The sequence below is a fragment of the Sporichthya polymorpha DSM 43042 genome, assembly GCF_000384115.1.
Taxonomy (GTDB): domain Bacteria; phylum Actinomycetota; class Actinomycetes; order Sporichthyales; family Sporichthyaceae; genus Sporichthya; species Sporichthya polymorpha.
Genome location: NZ_KB913029.1, coordinates 107,619 through 127,322, shown reverse-complemented (window position 1 = coordinate 127,322; position 19,704 = coordinate 107,619). Strand labels below are relative to the sequence as shown.

17 protein-coding genes are annotated in these 19,704 nt (G+C 71.5%); 11 read left to right on the top strand and 6 right to left on the bottom strand.

Features of this window, described 5'->3' with window-relative positions; translation table 11 throughout:
* Positions 1-38: 38 nt before the first annotated feature.
* Together SPOPO_RS0100625 and SPOPO_RS0100620 are read left to right on the top strand one after the other, a co-directional pair.
* Positions 39-1,220: an FIST signal transduction protein gene (locus SPOPO_RS0100625; protein WP_019872853.1), complete on the top strand. Its 1,182-nt coding sequence runs from the start codon at positions 39-41 to the stop codon at positions 1,218-1,220.
* A gap of 10 nt (positions 1,221-1,230) precedes the next feature.
* Positions 1,231-2,202 (top strand): ROK family protein, encoded by a 972-nt coding sequence (locus SPOPO_RS0100620; protein WP_019872852.1) that lies wholly within the window; start codon positions 1,231-1,233, stop codon positions 2,200-2,202.
* On the opposite strand, the gene SPOPO_RS26635 is transcribed toward SPOPO_RS0100620, so the two are convergent.
* Positions 2,118-3,641 carry an MDR family MFS transporter gene (locus SPOPO_RS26635; RefSeq protein ID WP_156869420.1) on the bottom strand — a complete coding sequence of 508 codons (1,524 nt, stop codon included), beginning with the start codon at positions 3,639-3,641 and terminating at the stop codon, positions 2,118-2,120. The two genes, SPOPO_RS0100620 and SPOPO_RS26635, sit on opposite strands and share 85 nt — an antisense overlap.
* Positions 3,642-3,722: 81 nt before the next feature.
* Here SPOPO_RS26635 and ilvA point away from each other — a divergent pair, with 81 nt between their 5' ends.
* The 3 genes from ilvA to SPOPO_RS0100600 all read left to right on the top strand — a co-directional run bounded on the left by ilvA (position 3,723) and on the right by SPOPO_RS0100600 (position 6,857).
* Entirely contained in the window at positions 3,723-4,937 is a 1,215-nt protein-coding gene (ilvA, locus tag SPOPO_RS0100610) for a threonine ammonia-lyase (protein ID WP_019872850.1), read from the top strand.
* Between the two features lie 94 nt (positions 4,938-5,031).
* Entirely contained in the window at positions 5,032-5,967 is a 936-nt protein-coding gene (locus SPOPO_RS0100605) for a daunorubicin resistance protein DrrA family ABC transporter ATP-binding protein (protein ID WP_019872849.1), read from the top strand.
* The gene (locus tag SPOPO_RS0100600; RefSeq protein WP_019872848.1) at positions 5,964-6,857 is read left to right on the top strand and encodes an ABC transporter permease; all 894 of its coding nucleotides are present in this window, start codon (positions 5,964-5,966) and stop codon (positions 6,855-6,857) included. Before SPOPO_RS0100605 ends, SPOPO_RS0100600 begins: the two co-directional genes overlap by 4 nt.
* Before the next feature lie 3 nt (positions 6,858-6,860).
* On the opposite strand, the gene greA is transcribed toward SPOPO_RS0100600, so the two are convergent.
* Positions 6,861-7,346 (bottom strand): transcription elongation factor GreA, encoded by a 486-nt coding sequence (greA, locus tag SPOPO_RS0100595; RefSeq protein ID WP_019872847.1) that lies wholly within the window; start codon positions 7,344-7,346, stop codon positions 6,861-6,863.
* A gap of 395 nt (positions 7,347-7,741) precedes the next feature.
* On the opposite strand from greA, the gene mca reads away from it, so the two are divergent.
* From mca to SPOPO_RS0100580, 3 genes are all read left to right on the top strand, one after another.
* Positions 7,742-8,596 carry a mycothiol conjugate amidase Mca gene (gene mca / locus SPOPO_RS0100590; protein WP_033385262.1) on the top strand — a complete coding sequence of 285 codons (855 nt, stop codon included), beginning with the start codon at positions 7,742-7,744 and terminating at the stop codon, positions 8,594-8,596.
* Entirely contained in the window at positions 8,593-8,862 is a 270-nt protein-coding gene (locus tag SPOPO_RS0100585; protein WP_019872845.1) for a hypothetical protein, read from the top strand. The genes mca and SPOPO_RS0100585 overlap by 4 nt, the downstream gene beginning before the upstream one ends.
* Positions 8,863-8,995: 133 nt before the next feature.
* Positions 8,996-9,955, top strand: coding sequence for a hypothetical protein (locus SPOPO_RS0100580; RefSeq protein ID WP_019872844.1), 960 nt, complete (start codon positions 8,996-8,998; stop codon positions 9,953-9,955).
* 40 nt (positions 9,956-9,995) lie between these two features.
* On the opposite strand, the gene trhA is transcribed toward SPOPO_RS0100580, so the two are convergent.
* On the bottom strand, positions 9,996-10,637 hold the full coding sequence (gene trhA / locus SPOPO_RS0100575) for a PAQR family membrane homeostasis protein TrhA (RefSeq protein ID WP_033385260.1): 642 nt from the start codon (positions 10,635-10,637) through the stop codon (positions 9,996-9,998).
* An 85-nt stretch (positions 10,638-10,722) separates the two neighbouring features.
* Here trhA and SPOPO_RS0100570 point away from each other — a divergent pair, with 85 nt between their 5' ends.
* Positions 10,723-11,475: an isoprenyl transferase gene (locus SPOPO_RS0100570; protein ID WP_019872842.1), complete on the top strand. Its 753-nt coding sequence runs from the start codon at positions 10,723-10,725 to the stop codon at positions 11,473-11,475.
* A 352-nt stretch (positions 11,476-11,827) separates the two neighbouring features.
* Entirely contained in the window at positions 11,828-13,159 is a 1,332-nt protein-coding gene (gene phoH2 / locus SPOPO_RS0100565; protein ID WP_051098250.1) for an RNA 5'-3' helicase PhoH2, read from the top strand.
* Between the two features lie 53 nt (positions 13,160-13,212).
* On the opposite strand, the gene SPOPO_RS0100560 is transcribed toward phoH2, so the two are convergent.
* The gene (locus tag SPOPO_RS0100560) at positions 13,213-14,622 is read right to left on the bottom strand and encodes a class II fumarate hydratase (RefSeq protein ID WP_019872840.1); all 1,410 of its coding nucleotides are present in this window, start codon (positions 14,620-14,622) and stop codon (positions 13,213-13,215) included.
* A gap of 123 nt (positions 14,623-14,745) precedes the next feature.
* Here SPOPO_RS0100560 and SPOPO_RS26630 point away from each other — a divergent pair, with 123 nt between their 5' ends.
* The gene (locus SPOPO_RS26630; RefSeq protein WP_019872839.1) at positions 14,746-15,687 is read left to right on the top strand and encodes a PDDEXK family nuclease; all 942 of its coding nucleotides are present in this window, start codon (positions 14,746-14,748) and stop codon (positions 15,685-15,687) included.
* A gap of 63 nt (positions 15,688-15,750) precedes the next feature.
* Here SPOPO_RS26630 and SPOPO_RS0100550 read toward each other — a convergent pair whose 3' ends face one another.
* On the bottom strand, positions 15,751-17,583 hold the full coding sequence (locus SPOPO_RS0100550) for a phosphoenolpyruvate carboxykinase (GTP) (RefSeq protein ID WP_019872838.1): 1,833 nt from the start codon (positions 17,581-17,583) through the stop codon (positions 15,751-15,753).
* 394 nt (positions 17,584-17,977) lie between these two features.
* Entirely contained in the window at positions 17,978-19,651 is a 1,674-nt protein-coding gene (locus SPOPO_RS0100545) for a fumarate hydratase (protein WP_019872837.1), read from the bottom strand.
* Positions 19,652-19,704 lie beyond the last annotated feature (53 nt).

Sequence of the window (19,704 nt, the reverse complement as noted above, 5' to 3'; positions counted from 1 at the left end):
GGGTCCGGCCCCCTGACAGGCCTGGCGAAGGAGACACGATGCGGTTCGGCAGCGGTGTGGAACGGGCGGCCACGGCGGGCGACCTCGCCGGCGCCGCACGGCTGGCCGCGGCGACCGCGCGGGCGGCGCTCGGGGGCGAGGCCCCCGACCTGGCCTGCGTGTTCATCAGCGGGCTGGACGTCGAGGACATCGCCACGGCCGGGGAGGTCGTCGCCGCCGAGCTCGCGGCCGGGGCCCTGATCGGCTGCAGCGCGTCCGGGGTGATCGGCTCCGGGACGGGGTGCGAGCTCGAACCGGCGGTCGCGGTCTGGGCGGCGGTGCTGCCCGGCGCCCGGGTCCAGACGTTCCACCTCGACGTCGTCCGCAGCCCGGACGGCCTGACCGTCCTCGGCCTCCCCGACCCCGAGATCGACGACGCGGTCGGCGTGCTGCTCGCCGACCCCTGGTCGTTCCCGGTCGACGGGTTCGTCGAGCTCTCGAACGAGGTCCTGCCCGGGCTGCCGCTCGTCGGCGGCCTCGCCGGTTCGGCGCTCGCCACCGCCGGCCGCTCGACCTGGCTCGCCTGCGACGACGACGCCTTCGACTCGGGAGCCGTCGGGGTGCTGATCGGCGGGGAGGTCGACGTCAGCACCGTCGTCAGCCAGGGCTGCCGGCCCGTCGGGCCGACGATGGTCGTCACCGGCGCCGACGGCAACGAGTTGCTGTCGCTGGCCGGCACCCCCGCGAGCGAGAAACTGCAGGAGGTGCTGACCGCGCTCGACCCCGAGGATCGCGAGCTCGCGCTGACGGGGCTTCAGATCGGCATCGCGATGGACGAGTACGCCGAGGTCCACGAGCGCGGCGACTTCCTCATCCGCGGGGTCGCGGGCCTGCACCCCGACCGCGGCTCGATCGTCGTCGGCGACGTGGTCGAGGTCGGCCGGACCGTCCGGTTCCAGGTCCGCGACGCCACCGCCGCGCACGACGAGCTCACCGAGGTGCTCACGCGGTTCCGGACGGACGTCGGCGCGGCCCGCGGCGCGCTGCTCTTCTCCTGCAACGGCCGGGGCGCGTCGATGTTCGGCACCGCCGACCACGACGCCAAGCTCGTCGGCGCCGGCCTCGACGTGCCCGCCCTCGCCGGCTTCTTCGCCGGGGGCGAGATCGGGCCCGTCGGCGGCCGCAACCACCTGCACGGGTTCACCGCGTCGATCCTCGCCTTCGGCGGCGGGGACTCGTGAGCGCCGACTCGTGAGCGTCGCGCTGGCGGTCGACGTCGGCGGCACCAAACTGGCCGCCGGCCTCGTCGACGGCGCCGGCACCGTGCTCGCCGCCGACCGCGTCCCCACGCCCCGCTCGCCCGACGCCGAGGTGATCTGGACCGCGCTGGCCGACCTCGTCCGCCGCGTGCACGCCAAGGCCGCGGCGGCCCCGGTCGGGATCGGCGTCGGCTGCGGCGGGCCGATGGTCTGGCCCGCCGGACGGGTCTCGCCGCTGAACATCGGCGGCTGGCGCGACTTCCCGCTGCGGGACCGGCTCCGCGACCTCGCCCGCGAACTCGGCGCCGGGAACGGCTCCGAGGACGACGTCCGCATCCACAACGACGCCGTCTGCGTCGCGGTGGCCGAGCACTGGCGCGGGGCCGGGCGGGGGAGGGCGAACGTCCTCGGCATGGTCGTCTCCACCGGCGTCGGCGGCGGCCTGGTCCTCGGCGGACGGCTCGTCGACGGCGCCCGCGGCAACGCCGGCCACATCGGACACGTCTGCGTCGACCCCCGCGGGCCGGAGTGCGCCTGCGGCGCACGCGGCTGCCTGGAGGCGGTCGCGAGCGGGCCCCGCACCGCCGCGTGGGCCCGGGACGAAGGCTGGGCGAACCCCGCCGGCGACGACGCGGCGACGCTGACCGCGGACGCCCGCGCCGGCCACCCGGTCGCGCTGGCCGCCCTGCGCCGGGCGGGGGAGGCCCTCGGCGTGGCGATCGCGTCGGCGGCCCACCTGTGCGACCTCGACGTCGTGGCCGTCGGGGGAGGGCTGGCTCAGGCCGGCGACCTGTTGTTCGGCCCGTTGCACGCCGCCTACGAGGCACAGGCGCGCATGGACTTCGTGCGGGCGACGCGGATCGTGCCGGCCGCGCTCGGTCAGGAGGCCGGGCTGGTGGGCGCGGCGGCCCTCGTGCTCGGCTCCGGCGCGTATTGGTCGCCGGGCTCCTCCGCCAGAACCTGACCCAGCGTCAGGGCCGGGGTGAGCGCGGCAAGCACGATCGCGACGGCGCCCACCGCGGCCGCGGCCCAGAACACGCCGGTCGCGGCCTCGGCGAAGGCGAGCGCGTAGGTCTCCTGCGCCGCCGCGGGCAGCGCGTCCACCTGCTCGGGCAGGGTCGAGACCCGGTCCGTGTCGAGCGAGGCGTCGGCCAACCGGTGCGTGAGCACCGCGACCCCGACCGCGGACCCCACGGTCCCGCCGAGGTTGCGGAAGAACGAGACCGACGCGGTCGCGATGCCGAGGTCCCGCGCGTCGACCGAGCACTGCGCCACCGCGACGAGCACCGGCGACACCAGCCCGATGCCGAGCCCGAGCAGCGTGAGCGCCCCGACCGTGTACGCCGCGGACGTCCCCGGGTCGAGCCGGGTCAGCGCCAGCATCGCGACGGTGATCAGCACCGACCCCGCCACCGGCGGCGCCTTGTGCCGGCCGGTGCGGCTGACCATCCGTCCGACACCGACGGAGCTGACCAGCAGGCCCGTCGTCATCGCGGCGAGCATCAGGCCGGACGCGGTCGCGCTGCGGTCCTGGACGAGCTGCAGGACCAGCGGGATGAACAGGATCGCGGCGAACATCGCGGCGCCGACGCAGAACGCGACGGCCCCGGTGAGCGCGAAGGCCGGGTTGCGGAACAGGCCCAGCGGGAGCACGGGCTCCGGCGCCGAGCGCTGGGACGCGACGAACGCGGGGGCCAGCACCGCGGCCGCGACGCCGAGCAGCCAACTCTGCGGGGAGTCCCAGCCGACCTCCTGGCCGCGGGTGATCCAGCACAGGAAGCAGCCGACCGCGCCGGCGAGCAGCACCGCGCCGCGCACGTCGAGGGCGTGCTCGCGGCGGCGCACCGGCAGCGGCAGCTGGGTGAGCACGAGCGCGAGGACCACCGCGCCGACCGGCAGGTTGAGCAGGAACAGCCAGCGCCAGCCCGCGGCGTCGACGACCGGGCCGCCGATCACCGGACCGAGCACGCTGGCCAGACCGAACACCGCTCCGAACAGGCCCTGGTACTTCGCGCGGTCCCGGGCCGGTACGACGTCCGCGATCACCGCCAGGGCGAGGGTGAGCAGGCCACCGCCGCCGAGACCCTGCAGCGCGCGGGCCGCGGCCAGCGTCCCCATGCCGGGCGCCAGCGCGCACAGCGCGGACCCGGCGAGGAAGACCCCGATGGCGGCCAGGAAAACCGGTTTGCGGCCGAACAGGTCCGAGACCCGCCCGTAGAGGAGCGTCGACGCGGTCGCGGTCAGCAGGTAGGCCGTCACGACCCAGTGCGTGTCCTCGACGCCGCCGAGGTCGCCGACGATGGTCGGCAGCGCCACCGCCACCATCGTCCCGTCCAGCGCCCCGAGGAGGACGCCCAGCAGGAGTCCGACCATCAGGAGGCGGAAGCTCCGGCCCGAATTCACCGCAGAAGGTTAGGCCATCCGCCGCGCCGGTCCCGCAGCCGATCCGGCCCGGGAGCCCGGGCGATCCGGCATCATGCCACCGTGTCCCCGGCCCTGCCCGTCACGCTCGCGGACGTCCGCGCCGCCGCGGACCTCCTGGCCGACGTGGCGCGCGTCACCCCCGTCGTCGGCTCGCGGGTGCTCTCCGACCGCTGCGGCGGCCCGGTCCGGTTCAAGTGCGAGAACCTCCAGCGGGGCGGGTCGTTCAAGCTCCGCGGCGCGTACGTCCGCATCGCCCGGCTGACGCCCGAGGAGCGTGCGGCCGGGGTCGTGGCGGCGAGTGCCGGCAACCACGCCCAGGGCGTCGCGCTGGCGGCGTCGCTGCTCGGGTGCAGCGCCACCGTCGTCATGCCCGTGGGCGCGCCCCTGCCGAAGGTGGCCGCGACCGAGGGCTACGGCGCGACCGTCCGCCTGATCGGTGACAACGTCGAGCAGGCCCTGGCCGCCGCGGCCGAGATCGCGGCCGAGTCCGGGGCCGTCCTCATCCACCCCTTCGACCACGTCGACGTCGTCGCCGGGCAGGGCTCGGTCGGGCTGGAGATCGGTGACCAGGTCCCCGACGTCCGCACGATCGTCGTCCCCACCGGCGGCGGCGGGCTGCTCGCCGGGGTCGCCGCGGCGGTGGGGGAGCGCTCCGGCGTCCGGGTCGTCGGCGTCCAGGCCGCCGGTGCGGCCGCGTACCCGTCGTCCCTGGCCGCCGGGCACCCGGTCGCGCTGGACGGGATCACGACGATGGCCGACGGCATCGCGGTCGCACTGCCGGGCGAGGTGCCGTTCGCGGTCGTCGCCGAACTCGTCCCCGACGTCCGGACGGTGTCCGAGGAGTCGCTGTCCCGCGCCCTGCTGCTCTGCCTGGAGCGCGCGAAGCTCGTCGTGGAACCGGCCGGCGTCGCCGGCGTCGCGGCCGTCCTCGACGACCCGCAGGCCTTCGAGCCCCCGGTCGTCGCGATCCTGTCCGGCGGCAACGTCGACCCGCTGCTGATGCTCCGGCTGTTGCGGCACGGTCTCGCCGCCTCCGGGCGGTTCGTGGCGTTCCGCACCCGGATGACCGACCGCCCGGGCGCGCTCGCCGCCCTCCTCCACGAGCTCGGCGAGGCCGACGCGAACGTCCTCGAGGTCGAGCACCTGCGCACCAACCCGCGCCTGCACGTCGACGAGGCCGAGGTCTACGTCCAGATCGAGACCCGCGGCGGCAAACACACCGACGCCGTCCTCGGCCGGCTGCGCGCCGCGGGATATCCGCTGGTCTTCGGCTGATTCGCGCGCTCTGATCGGGCGTCCCGGACGGCGCCCGACCCCGGTTGGGGCAAAGATCGCGGCGTCCGCTTCGGGCGACCGGCACCATGGTGCGGTGGCCGACGCCGTTGTCGTGGAGGGCCTGGTCAAGCGTTACGGCCAGGCTCGGGCCCTCGACGGCCTGGACCTGGAGGTCGCGGAGGGCACCGCGCTCGGCCTGCTCGGCCCGAACGGGGCCGGGAAGACCACGACCGTCAAGATCCTGACGACGCTGCTGCGCCCCGACGCCGGCCGCGTCCAGGTCGCCGGGGTCGACGTCCTGCGCGACCCGGCGGCCGTCCGGCGCCGGATCGGGCTCGCCGGGCAGTTCGCGGCCCTGGACTACACGCTCACGGCCCGGGAGAACCTGCAGATGTTCGGCCGGCTCTACCGGCTCGGCCGCCGGCAGGCGAACAAGCGGGCCGACCTGCTGCTGGAGCGCTTCCGGCTCACCGACGTCGCCGGGCAGCCGGTCAAGACGTTCTCCGGCGGCATGGCCCGCCGCCTCGACCTGGCCTCCGCGCTCGTCGCGACGCCCAAGGTGCTGTTCATGGACGAGCCGACGACCGGGCTCGACCCGGTCTCCCGGCTGGACCTGTGGGACCTGCTCGCCGAACTCGTCCGCGGCGGGACGACCCTGCTCCTCACCACCCAGTACCTGGAGGAGGCCGACCGGCTCGCGGACCGCATCGCGGTCGTCGACCACGGGCACGTCATCGCCTCCGGCACCCCCGACGAACTGAAGCGTCAGGTCGGCGGGGACCGGGTCGACGTCCGGCTCGCCGACGTCACCCGGACGGAGGACGCCGTGACTGCGCTCCGTGAGCTCGCGGCGGGCGATCCGGTGGTCGACGCGGCCGCCGGGACCGTCGGCATCCCGGCCGCGGGTGACGCCTCGACCGCGATCGCGGGCATCGTCCGGGTCCTCGACCGCCACGGCATCGCGATGCAGGACATCTCCGTCCACCGGCCGACCCTCGACGACGTCTTCGTGGCGGTGACGTCCCGATGACCGACTCGATCCCCGAGCCGCTCGGGTCGCGGGTGGCCGCCTCGCCGAGGTCCCACCGTCGCGGTGGCCACGGGCCGGCCTGGTCGCTCGGGTCGGAGATCGCGTGGGCGATCTCGGACGCCGGGGTGCTGACCCGGCGGAACCTGCTCCACACCGTGCGGGTGCGCGAGCTGTGGCCATTCATGTTCCTGCAGCCGCTGGTGTTCGTGTTCCTGTTCGCCCTGGTCTTCGGCGGAGCGATCACGATCCCGGGCGGCGGGAGCTACCGCGAGTTCCTGCTCGCGGGCGTCTTCGCCCAGGCCGTCGCGTTCAGCACCTACCCGACGACGATCGCCATGGCGTACGACCTGCAGCTCGGCCTGATGGACCGGCTGCGGACGCTGCCGATCCACCCGGCCGCGGTGTTCGTCGGGCGGACCGTCGGTGACGTCGCGCGCATGTCGATCTCGCTGACGGTCATGGCCGTCGCCGGCCTGATCGTGGGGTGGCGGATCGAGGACGGCGCGGTCCGCGCCGTGGCCGCGTTCGGCGTCCTGCTGCTGTTCGGCTTCGCCATGAGCTGGGTCGGCGCGTACCTCGGGCTGGTCGCGAAGAGCGTCCAGGCCGCACAGAGCATGCCGATGATGTGGCTGTTCCCGGTCGTCTTCGTGTCGAACGCCTTCGTCCCGACGCAGACGATGCCGGAACCCCTGGAGACCGTGGCGGAATGGAATCCGGTGACGGCGGTGGCCGCCGCCGCCCGGGAACTGTTCGGGAACCCGAACCCGTTCCGGGACGAGGGCACCTTCCCCGCCGAGCACCCGGTCCTGCTCACGGTGCTCTGGTCGGTCGGCATCATCTGCGTCGCGGCGACGCTGTGCACCCGGCGGATGCGCCGGGTGCGCAGCTGAGGATCAGCCGGTGAACGGCTCCACGTCGACGATCGAGACCTCGACCTTGCGGCCGTTCGGCAGCTCGTACGCGCAGTGGTCACCGATCTTGTGGTCGAGGATCGCCGAGCCCAGCGGCGACTTCTCGGAGTAGACCTCGAGGTCGCCGACCTCGACCTCGCGGGAGCCGAGCAGGAAGCGCTCGGTGTCGCCGTCCGCGAACCGGACGGTCACGATCGAGCCGGGGTGCACGACGCCGTCGTTGGCCGGCGGCTCGCCGACCTTGGCGAAGCGGAGGAGTTCGTCGAGCTGGCGGATGCGGGCCTCCTGCTTGCCCTGCTCCTCCTTGGCGGCGTGGTAGCCACCGTTCTCCTTGAGGTCACCCTCCTCGCGCGCCGCCTCGATCTTGCGAGCCAGTTCCACGCGCCCCGGGCCGGAGAGCTGGTCCAGCTCTGCCTTGAGACGGTCGTATGCGTCCTGGGTGAGCCAGGTGACGGTTTCCGTGGTCATGGGTCGCTCCTTGCGGATGTGTTGCGCGGGCTCGTTCGTCCGACGGCGCTCTGCTGACGGACGGTCAGGTGGGTCAGGTTGGTGAACCACGCACGAGCGGGCCTAGTAAACAAACCGACCGACGCTCCGGATGACGGTGCGACGGTCGTGGCTAGGCCGCTCAGTGTAGTGAGAGGCGTTCCCCCGTGACACAAGTTTCATGCCTGGGAATTTTTGAACAATTTGGGGGTTTAGCCCGAAAGAGTGGCATTTCCGGCAGCCCGACACGCACCGTGATCAGCGGCTTCGTCGGGCCGACTATCCTCGGGGCGGGGGTCACATGCGGGAGAACCGGCGCCCCGGGATCGACGAGAGGACGGGACGCACGCGTGTCGAGCGCTGAGCCGTTGCGCCTGATGGCAGTGCACGCCCACCCCGACGACGAGTCGAGCAAGGGCGCGGCCACGATGGCGATGTACGTCGCCTCGGGCGTCGAGGTGATGGTCGTGACCTGCACCGGCGGGGAGCGGGGGGACGTCCTGAACCCCAAGCTCGCCCACGACCCCGAGGTCGCCGCGAACATCCATGCGATCCGGGCCGCCGAGATGGAGGCTGCCCGCGAGATCCTCGGCGTCCAGCAGGCCTGGCTCGGCTTCGTCGACTCCGGCCTGCCGAGCGGCGACCCGCTCCCGCCGCTGCCCGGGGGCTGCTTCGCGCTGGTCCCGACCGAGGAGGCCGCGCGGCCCCTCGTGAAGCTGATGCGCGAGTTCCGCCCGCACGTCGTCACGACGTACAACGAGGAGGGTGGCTACCCCCACCCGGACCACATCGCCTGCCACCGGGTGTCGGTGGCCGCGTTCGACGCCGCCGGCGATCCCGGGCTCTATCCGGAGTGCGGCGAGCCCTGGCAGCCGCTCAAGCTCTACTACGACGTCATCTTCACCAAGGAGAAGACGCAGGCCCTCCACGACGCGATGGTCGCGGCCGGCCTCGAGTCCCCGTACGCCGAGTGGCTGGAGCGCTGGAAGGACCGTGACTCCCGCCCGGTGACGACCCGCGTCCACTGCGCGGAGTACTTCCCGGTGCGGGACGCGGCCCTGCGTGCCCACGCCACGCAGATCGATCCGGACGGCTTCTTCTTCCGGATGCCGATGGAGATGCAGCAGGCCGTCTGGCCGACCGAGGACTTCGAGCTCGCCCGCTCGCTCGTCGACACCGAGGTCCCCGAGGACGACCTGTTCGCCGGCGTACGCGATCGTGTGTGTCCATGATGCTGACCCAGGGGCTCGTGCAGCTCGTCGATCTCGTCGCCGCCGCCAGCCCCTCGCCCGAGCCGGTGGTCATCGACGAGGACAAGGTCTCGCCGGGGTTCATCGCGCTCGCGCTGCTGATCGCGATGTTCGTCGTGGTGTTCTTCCTGATCAGGTCGATGCAGAACCGCCTGCGGAACATCGACGTGGACCGGCACGCCCGCGACCAGGAGGCCAAGCGCCGCGCCGCCTCGGGTGAGCCCCCGGTGGAACCGGACAATTCCTGACCTACCTGCGCAACTGACCGACGGAGCGTCAGATTGCTCACGGGTCTCGTCACCCGCCCGGCGCATTCGCGGTCCGGCCCCGGCGTGATCGGGTGTGCACAGCACATCTGCTGAACTTCGGGGGGAGTTTCCGATGTCCGACACTCTTGTCGTGGACAAGGCCGACGAGGCCACCTTTCTTGCTGATTCCGCCGTTCCGGATCTGGACGGTCTGCTGGGCGGCCTGCCCGACGTCCTCGGCGACGGCGACGGCGACGGCGTCGTCGTCAACGTCCTGGGCGGTGTCCTCGGGGGCGGTCTCGGGGACGGACTGGACCTCGGTGGGGTCCTGGACCTGGGCAGCCTGGACGGCACCCTGAGCAACGTGCTCGGGGGTCTGCCCGGCACCGTGGGTGGTGTCCTGACCGGTCTGGGTGAGCACCTCGACCACACGCTGGACGTCACGCTCGACCAGGTCACCGGCGTGACCGCGGCGCTGGGCCCGGTCCTGAGCCCGGTGCTCGACCCGGTCAGCGACGTCGTGGCGGGCATCACGTCCACGCTCGGCGTCACCGACGAGCTGCCCGCCCGGCTGTCGGCCCTGGCCGGCATCGCCGTCGTCGGCAGCGACTCGCTGCTGTCGAACCTGACCGAGCTGCTCGACTCCTCGCTCGGCCTCGACGGCGTGACGGGCGACCTGACCGACGTCGTCACCGTCGGCACGACCGAGGGCCCGACCGCGCTGACCGCGACGGCGGACAGCAGCAGCGACGCCACGACCGACCTGGTCAACGGCCTGCTCGCCGACGTCGCCGACACCACGAACCTGCCGGTCGGCGGCGACCTTGTCATCGGCCTGCAGGGCCTGGTCCACAACGTCGGCGAGACGGTCGACTCGACCGTCGCGGTCGTCCTGTCGGACAGCCTGGTGGCGCCGGTCGTGCCCACGTACGTCGACCACACCACCGACACGGTCGCGGAGGCCCTCGCCGACCCGAGCTCGCTCGACCTCGGTGCCGAGCTCGACTACACCCTGGGCACCGTCGACCGGCTGGTCGCGGACACGTCCACGGCGCTCGGCCTCAACCTGGACCTGGGCGGTCTGCTCGGCTGACCGGCCGCACTGCTCGTCCCGTCGCGGGTCGGTCGTCGCGTCAGCCGTAGCTGTACGCGACGATCGACACCGCGACGTAGTGCACGATCCAGGCCACGACGGTGAACGAGTGGAACACCTCGTGGAAGCCGAACCAGCGCGGTGACGGGTTCGGGCGCTTGAGCCCGTAGATGACGCCGCCGATGGAGTACAGGACGCCGCCGACGATCAGCAGCACGAAGGTCGCGACGCCGCCCTCGACGAGCTGGGGCACGAAGAACGCCGCGGTCCACCCGAGGATCAGGTAGGCCGGGGCGGAGAGCCAGCGCGCGGAGTGGATCCAGATCGAGCGCAGGATCACGCCGAGCGCCGCCCCGGTCCAGACGATCGCGAGCATGATCGTGCCGGTGCGGTCGTCGAGCAGGAGCAGCGCGAACGGCGTGTACGACGCCGCGATGATCAGGAAGATGTTCGCGTGGTCGATCCGTTTGAGGATCTCCGTCGTGCGCGGCCCCCAGGTGCCGCGGTGGTAGAGCGCGCTGATGCCGAACAGCAACGAGGCCGTGACGGCGAAGATTGCCGAGGCCAGGCGCGCGCGGGGCTCCTGCGGGATCGAGACGAGCACGATGCCGGCGATCACCGAGACCGGGAACGTGCCCAGGTGGAGCCAGCCGCGGAGCCGTGGCTTGACCGCGGCTTCCATGCGGTCGAAGACCTCGTTCACGGTCGCCAGGCTAGGGCACGTCTGTAGGGTGACCGATGTGGCCGGGAGTCGGGTGCGCGCACGGGTGAAGAGCGTGCTCTACCGGGCCTACGAACGCCGACTGACCGGGCGGTTGTCGACCGCCAAGGCGCCCCGGCACGTCGGCGTCATCCTCGACGGCAACCGGCGCTGGGCCAAGGCCGCCGGCGGACGTCCCGAGGAGGGGCACCAGGCCGGCGCGGACAAGATCCACGAGTTGCTGCGCTGGTCCGCGGACGCGGGCGTCGAGGTCGTCACGCTGTGGCTGCTCTCGACGGACAACCTGAGCCGGCCCGAGGCCGAGCTGCACCCGCTGCTGCGGATCATCGAGAACACCGTCAACGAGCTGGTCGAGGGCGGCTGGCGCGTGCACCCGGTCGGCGCCGTGGACCTGCTCCCGCCGGAGACCGCGCGCGTCCTGAAGTCGGCCGCGGACGCGACCGGCGACCGGGACGGCCTGCTGGTCAACGTCGCCATCGGGTACGGGGGCCGGCGTGAGATCGCCGACGCCGTCCGCTCACTGCTGCACGCGCACGCCGCGCAGGGGACCTCGATCGAGGAGCTCGCCGAGGTCATCGACGTCGAGCACATCGCCGAGCACCTCTACACGCGCGGTCAGCCGGACCCGGACCTGGTCATCCGCACGTCGGGGGAGCAGCGGCTGTCCGGGTTCCTGCTCTGGCAGAGCGCGCACTCGGAGTTCCACTTCTGCGACGCGTACTGGCCGGACTTCCGCCGCGTCGACTTCCTCCGTGCGCTGCGGGACTACGCCCGCCGGGATCGCCGCTTCGGTGGGTGACTGATCCACCTCGCCGGGTGTCCGAAAGCGGCGATGACTAGTCCTTTCGGGGGATTTCGTAACGGCCCGTTCATCCACATCCGGAGCCGGATCGCGTGTTCTTCCACGTGACACACAGGTCGCGGTCCTACCGTGAAGAACATCGGACGGCACCCTGCCGTCCGGCCGGAAGGGTCCTCGTTGCACGATCGCAGCGAAAGACACGGGCAGCCGGTCACACCGGCCCCGGATGCTTCTGCTGGGTGCTGTGCTCTCGGAAGAGAGGGCCGGTACCGGGCCCTCGGACTCGCGGTGCCGGCTCGATGCCAGTCCCCGCGCAGCGGCGGTATCCCGCTCGCGTTCGGAGCGCCCCGTGGCCAACGTCTCTCGTCGTCGCCCGCCCAGGACTGCTCGTCGCACCTATGTCCTGGACACCAGCGTTCTGCTCTCCGACCCCCGGGCGATGACCCGGTTCGCTGAGCACGAGGTCGTCATCCCGATCGTGGTCATCACCGAACTGGAAGGGAAGCGGCACCACCCCGAACTCGGATACTTCGCACGTACGGCACTGCGCATCCTCGACGAGCTCCGCATGGAGCACGGCCGCCTCGACTCACCGCTGCCGGTGAACGACGAGGGCGGCACGTTGATCGTCGAGCTCAACCACAGCGACGTCTCGGTGCTGCCGGCGGGCTTCCAGCTCGGCGACAACGACACCCGGATCCTCGCCGTGGCGCGCAATCTCGCGGCGGAGAGTCGCGAGGTCACGCTGGTCTCCAAGGACCTGCCGATGCGGGTCAAGGCGTCCGCCGTCGGGCTGATGGCGGAGGAGTACCACGCCGACCTGCCCGTCGAGGCGGGCTGGACCGGCCTCGCCGAGATCGAGGTGCCGGCCGCGACGCTCGACGCGATGTACGCCGGCGAGAGCGCGGTGGTGGAGGACGCGCAGGACCTGCCCTGCCACACGGGCCTGGTGCTGCTCTCGGACCGCGGGTCCGCACTCGGGCGGGTGCTGCCCGACAAGAGCGTCCGGCTGATCAAGGGTGACAAGGACGCGTTCGGTCTGCGCGGACGTTCCGCCGAGCAGCGCATCGCGCTGGATCTGTTGCTGGACAACGAGATCGGCATCGTCTCGATCGGCGGTCGCGCCGGTACCGGTAAGTCGGCGCTCGCGTTGTGCGCGGGTCTCGAGGCCGTGATGGAGCGTCGCCTGCACCGCAAGGTCGTCATCTTCCGGCCGCTGTACGCGGTCGGTGGCCAGGAGCTCGGGTACCTCCCGGGCACCGAGGCCGAGAAGATGGGCCCCTGGGCGCAGGCCGTGTTCGACACCCTCGGCGCGCTGGTCGCGCCCGAGGTCGTCGAGGAAGTGATGGCTCGCGGGATGCTCGAGGTTCTGCCGCTCACACACATCCGCGGCCGGTCCCTCCACGACGCGTTCGTCATCGTCGACGAGGCCCAATCCCTCGAGCGGAACGTCCTTCTGACGGTCCTTTCGCGAATCGGCGCCGGCTCCCGCGTCGTGCTCACCCACGACGTCGCCCAGCGCGACAACCTCCGCGTCGGTCGCCACGACGGCGTCGTCGCGGTGGTCGAGACGCTGAAGGGTCACCCGCTCTTCGCGCACGTCACGCTCACCCGGTCCGAGCGTTCCCCGATCGCGGCGCTCGTCACCGAGATGCTGGAGACGCCGCTCGACGCGGCCTGATCTCCCGCTTGCGTCCGAAGAAGTGGCTGCAATAGCAGCCACTTCTTCGGACGTCAGGGGTGCGTCATTCGCATGACGTCGAGAGCGGCGTCGAGGTCCGCGCTGCTGATGCGGCCCGACTCGACGTGGCCGCGGGCCTCGACGACGTCCCGGATCGTCCGTCGTTCCTTCACGGACTGCTTGACGATGCTCGCGACCTCCTCGTAGCCGAGGTGGGAGTTCAGCGGGGTCGCGACGGACGGGGACGACTCGGCGAACTCGCGGCAGCGCTCGACGTCGGCCTCGATGCCGTCGACGCAGCGGTCCGCGAACAGGCGGCTGACGTTGGTGAGCAGCCGGATCGAGTTGAGCGTGTTGCGTGCGAGCATCGGCAGCATGACGTTGAGCTCGAAGTTGCCGGCCGCGCCGCCGAACGCGACGGCCGCGTCGTTCCCGATCACCTGGGCGCAGACCATCGCGAGCGCCTCGGGCACGACCGGGTTCACCTTGCCCGGCATGATCGAGCTGCCCGGCTGCAGGTCGGGGAGGTGGATCTCGGCGAGGCCGGTGCGCGGGCCCGAGCCCATCCACCGGATGTCGGTGGAGATCTTGTAGAGCCCGACCGCGATGGTGCGTAGCTGGCCGGAGAGCTCGACGAGCCCGTCCCGTGCCCCCTGGGCCTCGAAGTGGTCGCGAGCCTCGGTGAGGGGGAGCCCGGTGGTCCGCGCGAGTTCGGCGATCACCTTTGCCGAGAACCCGGGCGGGGTGTTGATGCCGGTGCCGACCGCAGTCCCCCCGAGCGGGAGCTCCGCGACTCGCGGGAGCGTCGCCGACAGCCGCTCGATGCCGTAGCGCACCTGCGCCGCGTACCCGCCGAATTCCTGACCCAGCGTCACAGGCGTCGCGTCCATGAGGTGCGTGCGACCGGACTTCACGACCTCGCGCCATTCGTCGCGCTTGCGTTCCAGCGCGGTCGCGAGGTGCTCGAGGGCCGGGATGAGGTCGTGCGTCACGGCGTCGGTCGCGGCGACGTGGATCGAGGACGGGAACACGTCGTTGCTCGACTGGCTCGCGTTGACGTGATCGTTGGGGTGGACCTTGTCGCCGAGGCGCTCGGTCGCGAGCGTCGCGATGACTTCGTTGGTGTTCATGTTCGACGACGTCCCGGACCCGGTCTGGAACACGTCGACGGGGAAGTGGTCGTCCCACTGTCCGTCGGCCACCTCCGTCGCCACCGACGCGATGGCCTCCGCCATCGAAACCGGGATCACCCCGAGCTCGGCGTTCACCGTCGCCGCCGCGGCCTTGATCAGCCCGAGCGCCCGGATGTGCCGCCGCTCCAGCCGCTCCCCGGAGATCGGGAAGTTCTCCACCGCCCGCTGCGTCTGGGCGGCGTACTTCGCCCCCGCCGGCACCCGCACTTCCCCCATCGAGTCGTGCTCGACCCGGAACCCGCTGTCCCCGTTGCTCGCCGTCGTCGCCATGCCCCCATCCTTCCCCCCTTGCGTCCGAAGAAGTGGTCGCTATTGCAGCCACTTCTTCGGACGTTGCGGGTTGTCCACAGGGGTGGCGGCAGCGAAAGCCGATGTCGACGACGATGTGCCGCCATGGGGGAGATCACCGCGGCCCGACGCCGGCAGGCGCGCCGCCGACGCATTGCCGCCGCCGCGAAGCCACAGGCGGGGGTGCTCAGCCTGACCCAGCTCTACGGGATGGGCGTGGAGCGGTGGGATCTGCGTGCGGAGGTCCGGGCCGGCCGATGGCGCCGGTGGGGGAAGCAGACCGTGCGCGTGGCCGACGGTGATCCGGCGGTCGCCGTGCTGTGGCGGGCGCTGTTCGAGGTGTCACCGCTGGCCGTCCTCGACGGGGTCACGGCGCTGCAGGTGGCCGGGCTGAAGACGATCACCGCGGACGCCATCCACGTCGCCGTGCCGAAGTCCTCGCGGCCACGACGGTGCCGCGGGGTGGTGGTGCACGAGACGCGCCGCTACGAGGCGTCGTCCGTCGTCGACGACGGCATCCCGCGGATGCAGCCCGCGACCGCCGCAGTCCACGCCGCACTGTGGGCGCGGACCTCCCGGCAGGCCGCGCTGTTCGTCCTCGCGTCCGCGCAGCAGCGGTTGTTCACGCTCGAGGAATTCGGGGTCGAGGTCGAGAAGATCCGCCGGGACCGGCGACGTGGCCTGATCCGGCAGCTGTACGCCGAACTGGCCGGCGGCATCGAGGCTCTCGGGGAGCGGGACTTCGCCCGGCTCTGCCGCCGCCGGGGGCTCCCGCCGCCGACGCGACAGCTGCGCCGGCAGACCCCGAGCGGCACGTGGGTCTACGACACGGTCTGGGAGCAGTACGGCGTCACCGCGGAGATCAACGGGTCGCAGCACCTCGAACCCGAGCAGATGCTGCGGGACGCGCTGAAGCAGAACGAGCGACGCCTCGACGGCCACGTCGTCATCGAGATCCCGAACGTGGCGCTCCGCGTCGACCCCGAGCCTTACTTCGACCAGCTGGAGGCGGCGCTCCGCCGGGGTGGCTGGCGCGGGGCTGCTTAACGCCGACGTCCGAAGATGTGGCTGCAATAGCAGCCACATCTTCGGACGCAAGGTTGCTTGTCGTTACTCCGCGGCGTCGAGGGCGGCGGCGACGCGGCGGTGGGCCTCCCAGATCTCCTCGGGGAGCCCGTCGAACTGCTTGAGGTGGTCTTCGCGGAAGCCCATCTCCTGACGCCAACGGGCGACGTCGATGGAGAGGATCCGGTCGAGGTCCTCGGGGGTGACCTGGACGCCGGTGAGGTCGAGCTCGTCCTTCTTCGGCAGGATGCCGACCGGGGTCTCGACGCCGGAGACCTCGCCGTTCTTGAGCTGCATGAGCCACAGGAGCGGACGGAGGTTGTCGCGGTAGCCCGGCCACAGGAAGCGGCCGTCCTCGCCACGCTGGAACCAGTTCACGTGGGCGAAGATCGGCTTGTCCTTCGCGGCGCCGACGATCTTCAGCCAGTGCGCGGCGTAGGCCGCCTCCGGGTACGACATGAACGGACGCATCGACATCGGGTCGTAGCGGAGCTGACCGTCGACGCCCTCGGCGGCGAAGGTGGCCTCGGCGCCCAGCGTCAGGCCGTCGTAGACGCCCTCGGCGAGGTCGGTGATCGCGCGGATCAGCGGCTCGCGGTCACGGGTGCGGCCACCGAAGATGATCGCGTCGATCGGGACGCCCTGGGGCTCCTCGAAGTCCGAGGCGATGTTCGGGACCTTCGACAGCGTCGTGGTGAACCGGCTGTTCGGGTGCGCCCACGGCTCGGTGTTGCCCGGCTCGCGGTCCGCGATCGGGTTGCCCTTCCAGTCCAGCCAGCCGTCGACCGGGGACGGCGGGTTCTTGGTGCGGCCCTCCCACCAGACCTCCTGGGTCTGCGGGTTGTAGGCGACGTTGGTGAAGATCGCGCCGCTGCCCGGCTGGATCGAGCCCAGCGCGGTCGGGTTGGTCGTCTCGTTCGTGTCCTTGGCGACGCCGAAGACACCGAACTCCGGGTTCATCGCGTAGAGCTTGCCGTCCTCGCCGACCCACAGCCACGCGATGTCGTCGCCGTAGAACTCGACGTGGTAGCGGTCGCCGAGGTCGTCCGGCGCCAGCATCATCGCGAGGTTGGTCTTGCCCGACGCCGACGGGAAGCCACCGCAGATGTGGTACTTGCGGCCGGTCTGCTTGTCGGTGATGCCGATGAGCATGAACTGCTCGGAGAGGAACTGACCCGACGCCCAGCCGTCGTAGGCGGCCTGACGCAGACCGTGGGCGATCTTGCCGAGCAGGGCGTTGCCGCCGTAGGACGAGCCGAAGTGCAGGATCGTCCGCTCGTCGGCGACGGTGACGAAGTAGCGCTTGTCGTCCGGGGTGCCCTGGCCGAGGTTCGGCAGGTCGCCGGTGACGTGGACGGCGCGGACGAAGCTGTTCGGGTCCTGCAGGTTCTCGATGTACTCCACGCCGACGCGCGCCATGCGGATCATGTGCAGCACGACGGGGCGGTTGTCGGTGACCTGCACGCCGGCGGCGAAGCGCTCGAGCGGCGAGGCCGGCTGCGACATCAGGTAGGGGATGACGTACATCGTCTTGCCGGCCATGGCACCGCGCATGTTCTCCTTCTGGAGCGCGGTCATCTCGGCGGCGGGACGCCAGTTGTTGTACGTGCCGGCGTCGGCGGGGTTGTTGGTGGCGACGATCGTGCGCTCCTCGGAGCGCGCCGTGTCCTTGAAGTAGCTGCGGGAGTAGTAAAGGCCCTCACCCGCGGGCAGCAGCTCGCCCGCTTCGAGGGCCTCGGAGATCAGGCGCGCGTCGTCGGCGGCGGAGACGACCTCGACGCGCTCCGCGCCGGTGTGCTCCGCCCAGTACTTCACATACTCACGAACGTGCTGGTTCTTGAGGCCGGCCGCGTCCAGCGCCGCCTCGACATCTGCCACCGTGTTAGCCACCGGATGTTCAGCCCTCTCGAAAGCTGTCGGCTCACGCCGCCGCGCCCTGCGTCATCACAGGCGGCGGGATCGTGCGTCAGGCTAGGAGACGGCGCCGCTTGTTTCGGAGCCGGGTCCGCGGTTGCACTCCTGAGTCGCGGACTCAGTTGCCGGACGATCACCCCGGGTGAGTTCACGCCAGGACCACGTCGGCAGAAACCGGCGACAACGGTGGTGCGCCGGTCGGAACACAACACTACCGTCACCGATCCGGTCTCTCGACCGCAAGATTTCCGGTGTTCGCCGTGTTTGCACGGGACGGGGACAAGGTTTTTGCGTCCGCGGCCCCGATCTCGTCGCCGTCGAGAACACGTGACGCCCCACCCGTCACAGGGGGGAGGCGTCAGCCGCGGACGCCGAGGGAGATCGGGACCGCGGTGTCGGCGGGGGCGAAGAAGTCGTTGCCCTTGTCGTCGACGACGATGAACGCGGGGAAGTCCTCGATCTCGATGCGCCAGACCGCTTCCATGCCGAGCTCGGGGTATTCGAGGACCTCGACCTTGCGGATGCAGTCCTGGGCGAGACGGGCGGCGGGGCCGCCGATCGAGCCGAGGTAGAACCCGCCGTGCTTGGCGCAGGCCTCGGTGACCTGCTTCGAGCGGTTGCCCTTGGCCAGCATGATCATGGAGCCGCCGGCGGCCTGGAACTGGTCGACGTAGGAGTCCATGCGCCCCGCGGTCGTCGGGCCGAACGAACCGGTCGCGTAGCCCTCGGGGGTCTTCGCCGGGCCGGCGTAGTAGACCGCGTTGTCGCGCAGGTAGTCGGGCATCGGCTCGCCCGCGTCGAGGCGCTCCTTGATCTTGGCGTGCGCGATGTCGCGCGCCACGACCAACGAGCCGGTCAGCGAGAGTCGCGTCTTCACCGGGTACTTCGTCAGCTCGGCGAGGATCTCGGCCATCGGCCGGTTCAGGTCGATCTTCACGACTCCACCATCGACGCCGGCGGAGTCCAGCTGCTCCTCCGTCACGTCGGGAAGGAAGCGGGCCGGGTCGCGCTCGAGTTGCTCGAGGTAGATGCCCGACGGGGTGATCTTGCCGAGCGCCTGGCGGTCGGCCGAGCACGAGACCGCGATCGCGACCGGGCACGACGCCCCGTGGCGGGGGAGCCGGATCACGCGGACGTCGTGGCAGAAGTACTTGCCGCCGAACTGGGCGCCGATGCCGGTGGCGCGGGTCAGTTCGAGGACCTTCTCCTCGAACTCGACGTCGCGGAACCCGTGCGCGCCCATCGAGCCCGACGTCGGGAGCGTGTCGAGGTACTTGGCGGAGGCGTACTTCGCCGTCTTCAGCGCGAACTCCGCGCTGGTGCCGCCGATGACGATCGCGAGGTGGTACGGCGGGCAGGCCGCGGTCCCGAGCGAGCGGATCTTCTCGTCCAGGAACGTGAGCATGGATTTCTCGTTCAGGACGGCCTTGGTCTCCTGGTACAGGTAGCTCTTGTTCGCCGAGCCACCGCCCTTGGCCATGAACAGGAACTTGTACTGCTGGCCGTGCGCCGGGTCGTCGTCCGCGTAGAGCTCGATCTGCGCCGGCAGGTTGGAGCCGGTGTTCTTCTCCTCCCACAGCGTCAGCGGCGCGAGCTGGGAGTAGCGCAGGTTGAGCTTGGTGTACGCGTCGTACACGCCGCGGGAGATCGCCTCGCCGTCGCCCCCGCCGGTGAGTATCCGCTCCCCGCGCTTGCCCATGACGATCGCGGTGCCGGTGTCCTGGCACATCGGCAGGACACCGGCGGAGGCGATGTTCGCGTTCTTCAGCAGGTCGCGGGCGACGAACTTGTCGTTGCCCGAGGCCTCGGGGTCGTCGAGAATCCGCCGCAGCTGCGCCAGGTGGGCCGGGCGCAGGTAGTGCGCGATGTCGTGCATCGCCTCCGCGGTCAGCAGCTGCAGCGCCTCCGGCGCGACCCGCAGGAATTCCGTCCCGCCGAGGTCGACGACCTCGACGCCCTCCGTGCTGAGGAGCCGGTACTCCGTCGGGTCGGCGCCGATCGGCAGCAGGTCGGAGTACACGAACTCAGGCATGAAGATCTCCAGGCGGTGGGCAGCCCCGCCAGGATAAAAGTGCGCCCGACCTG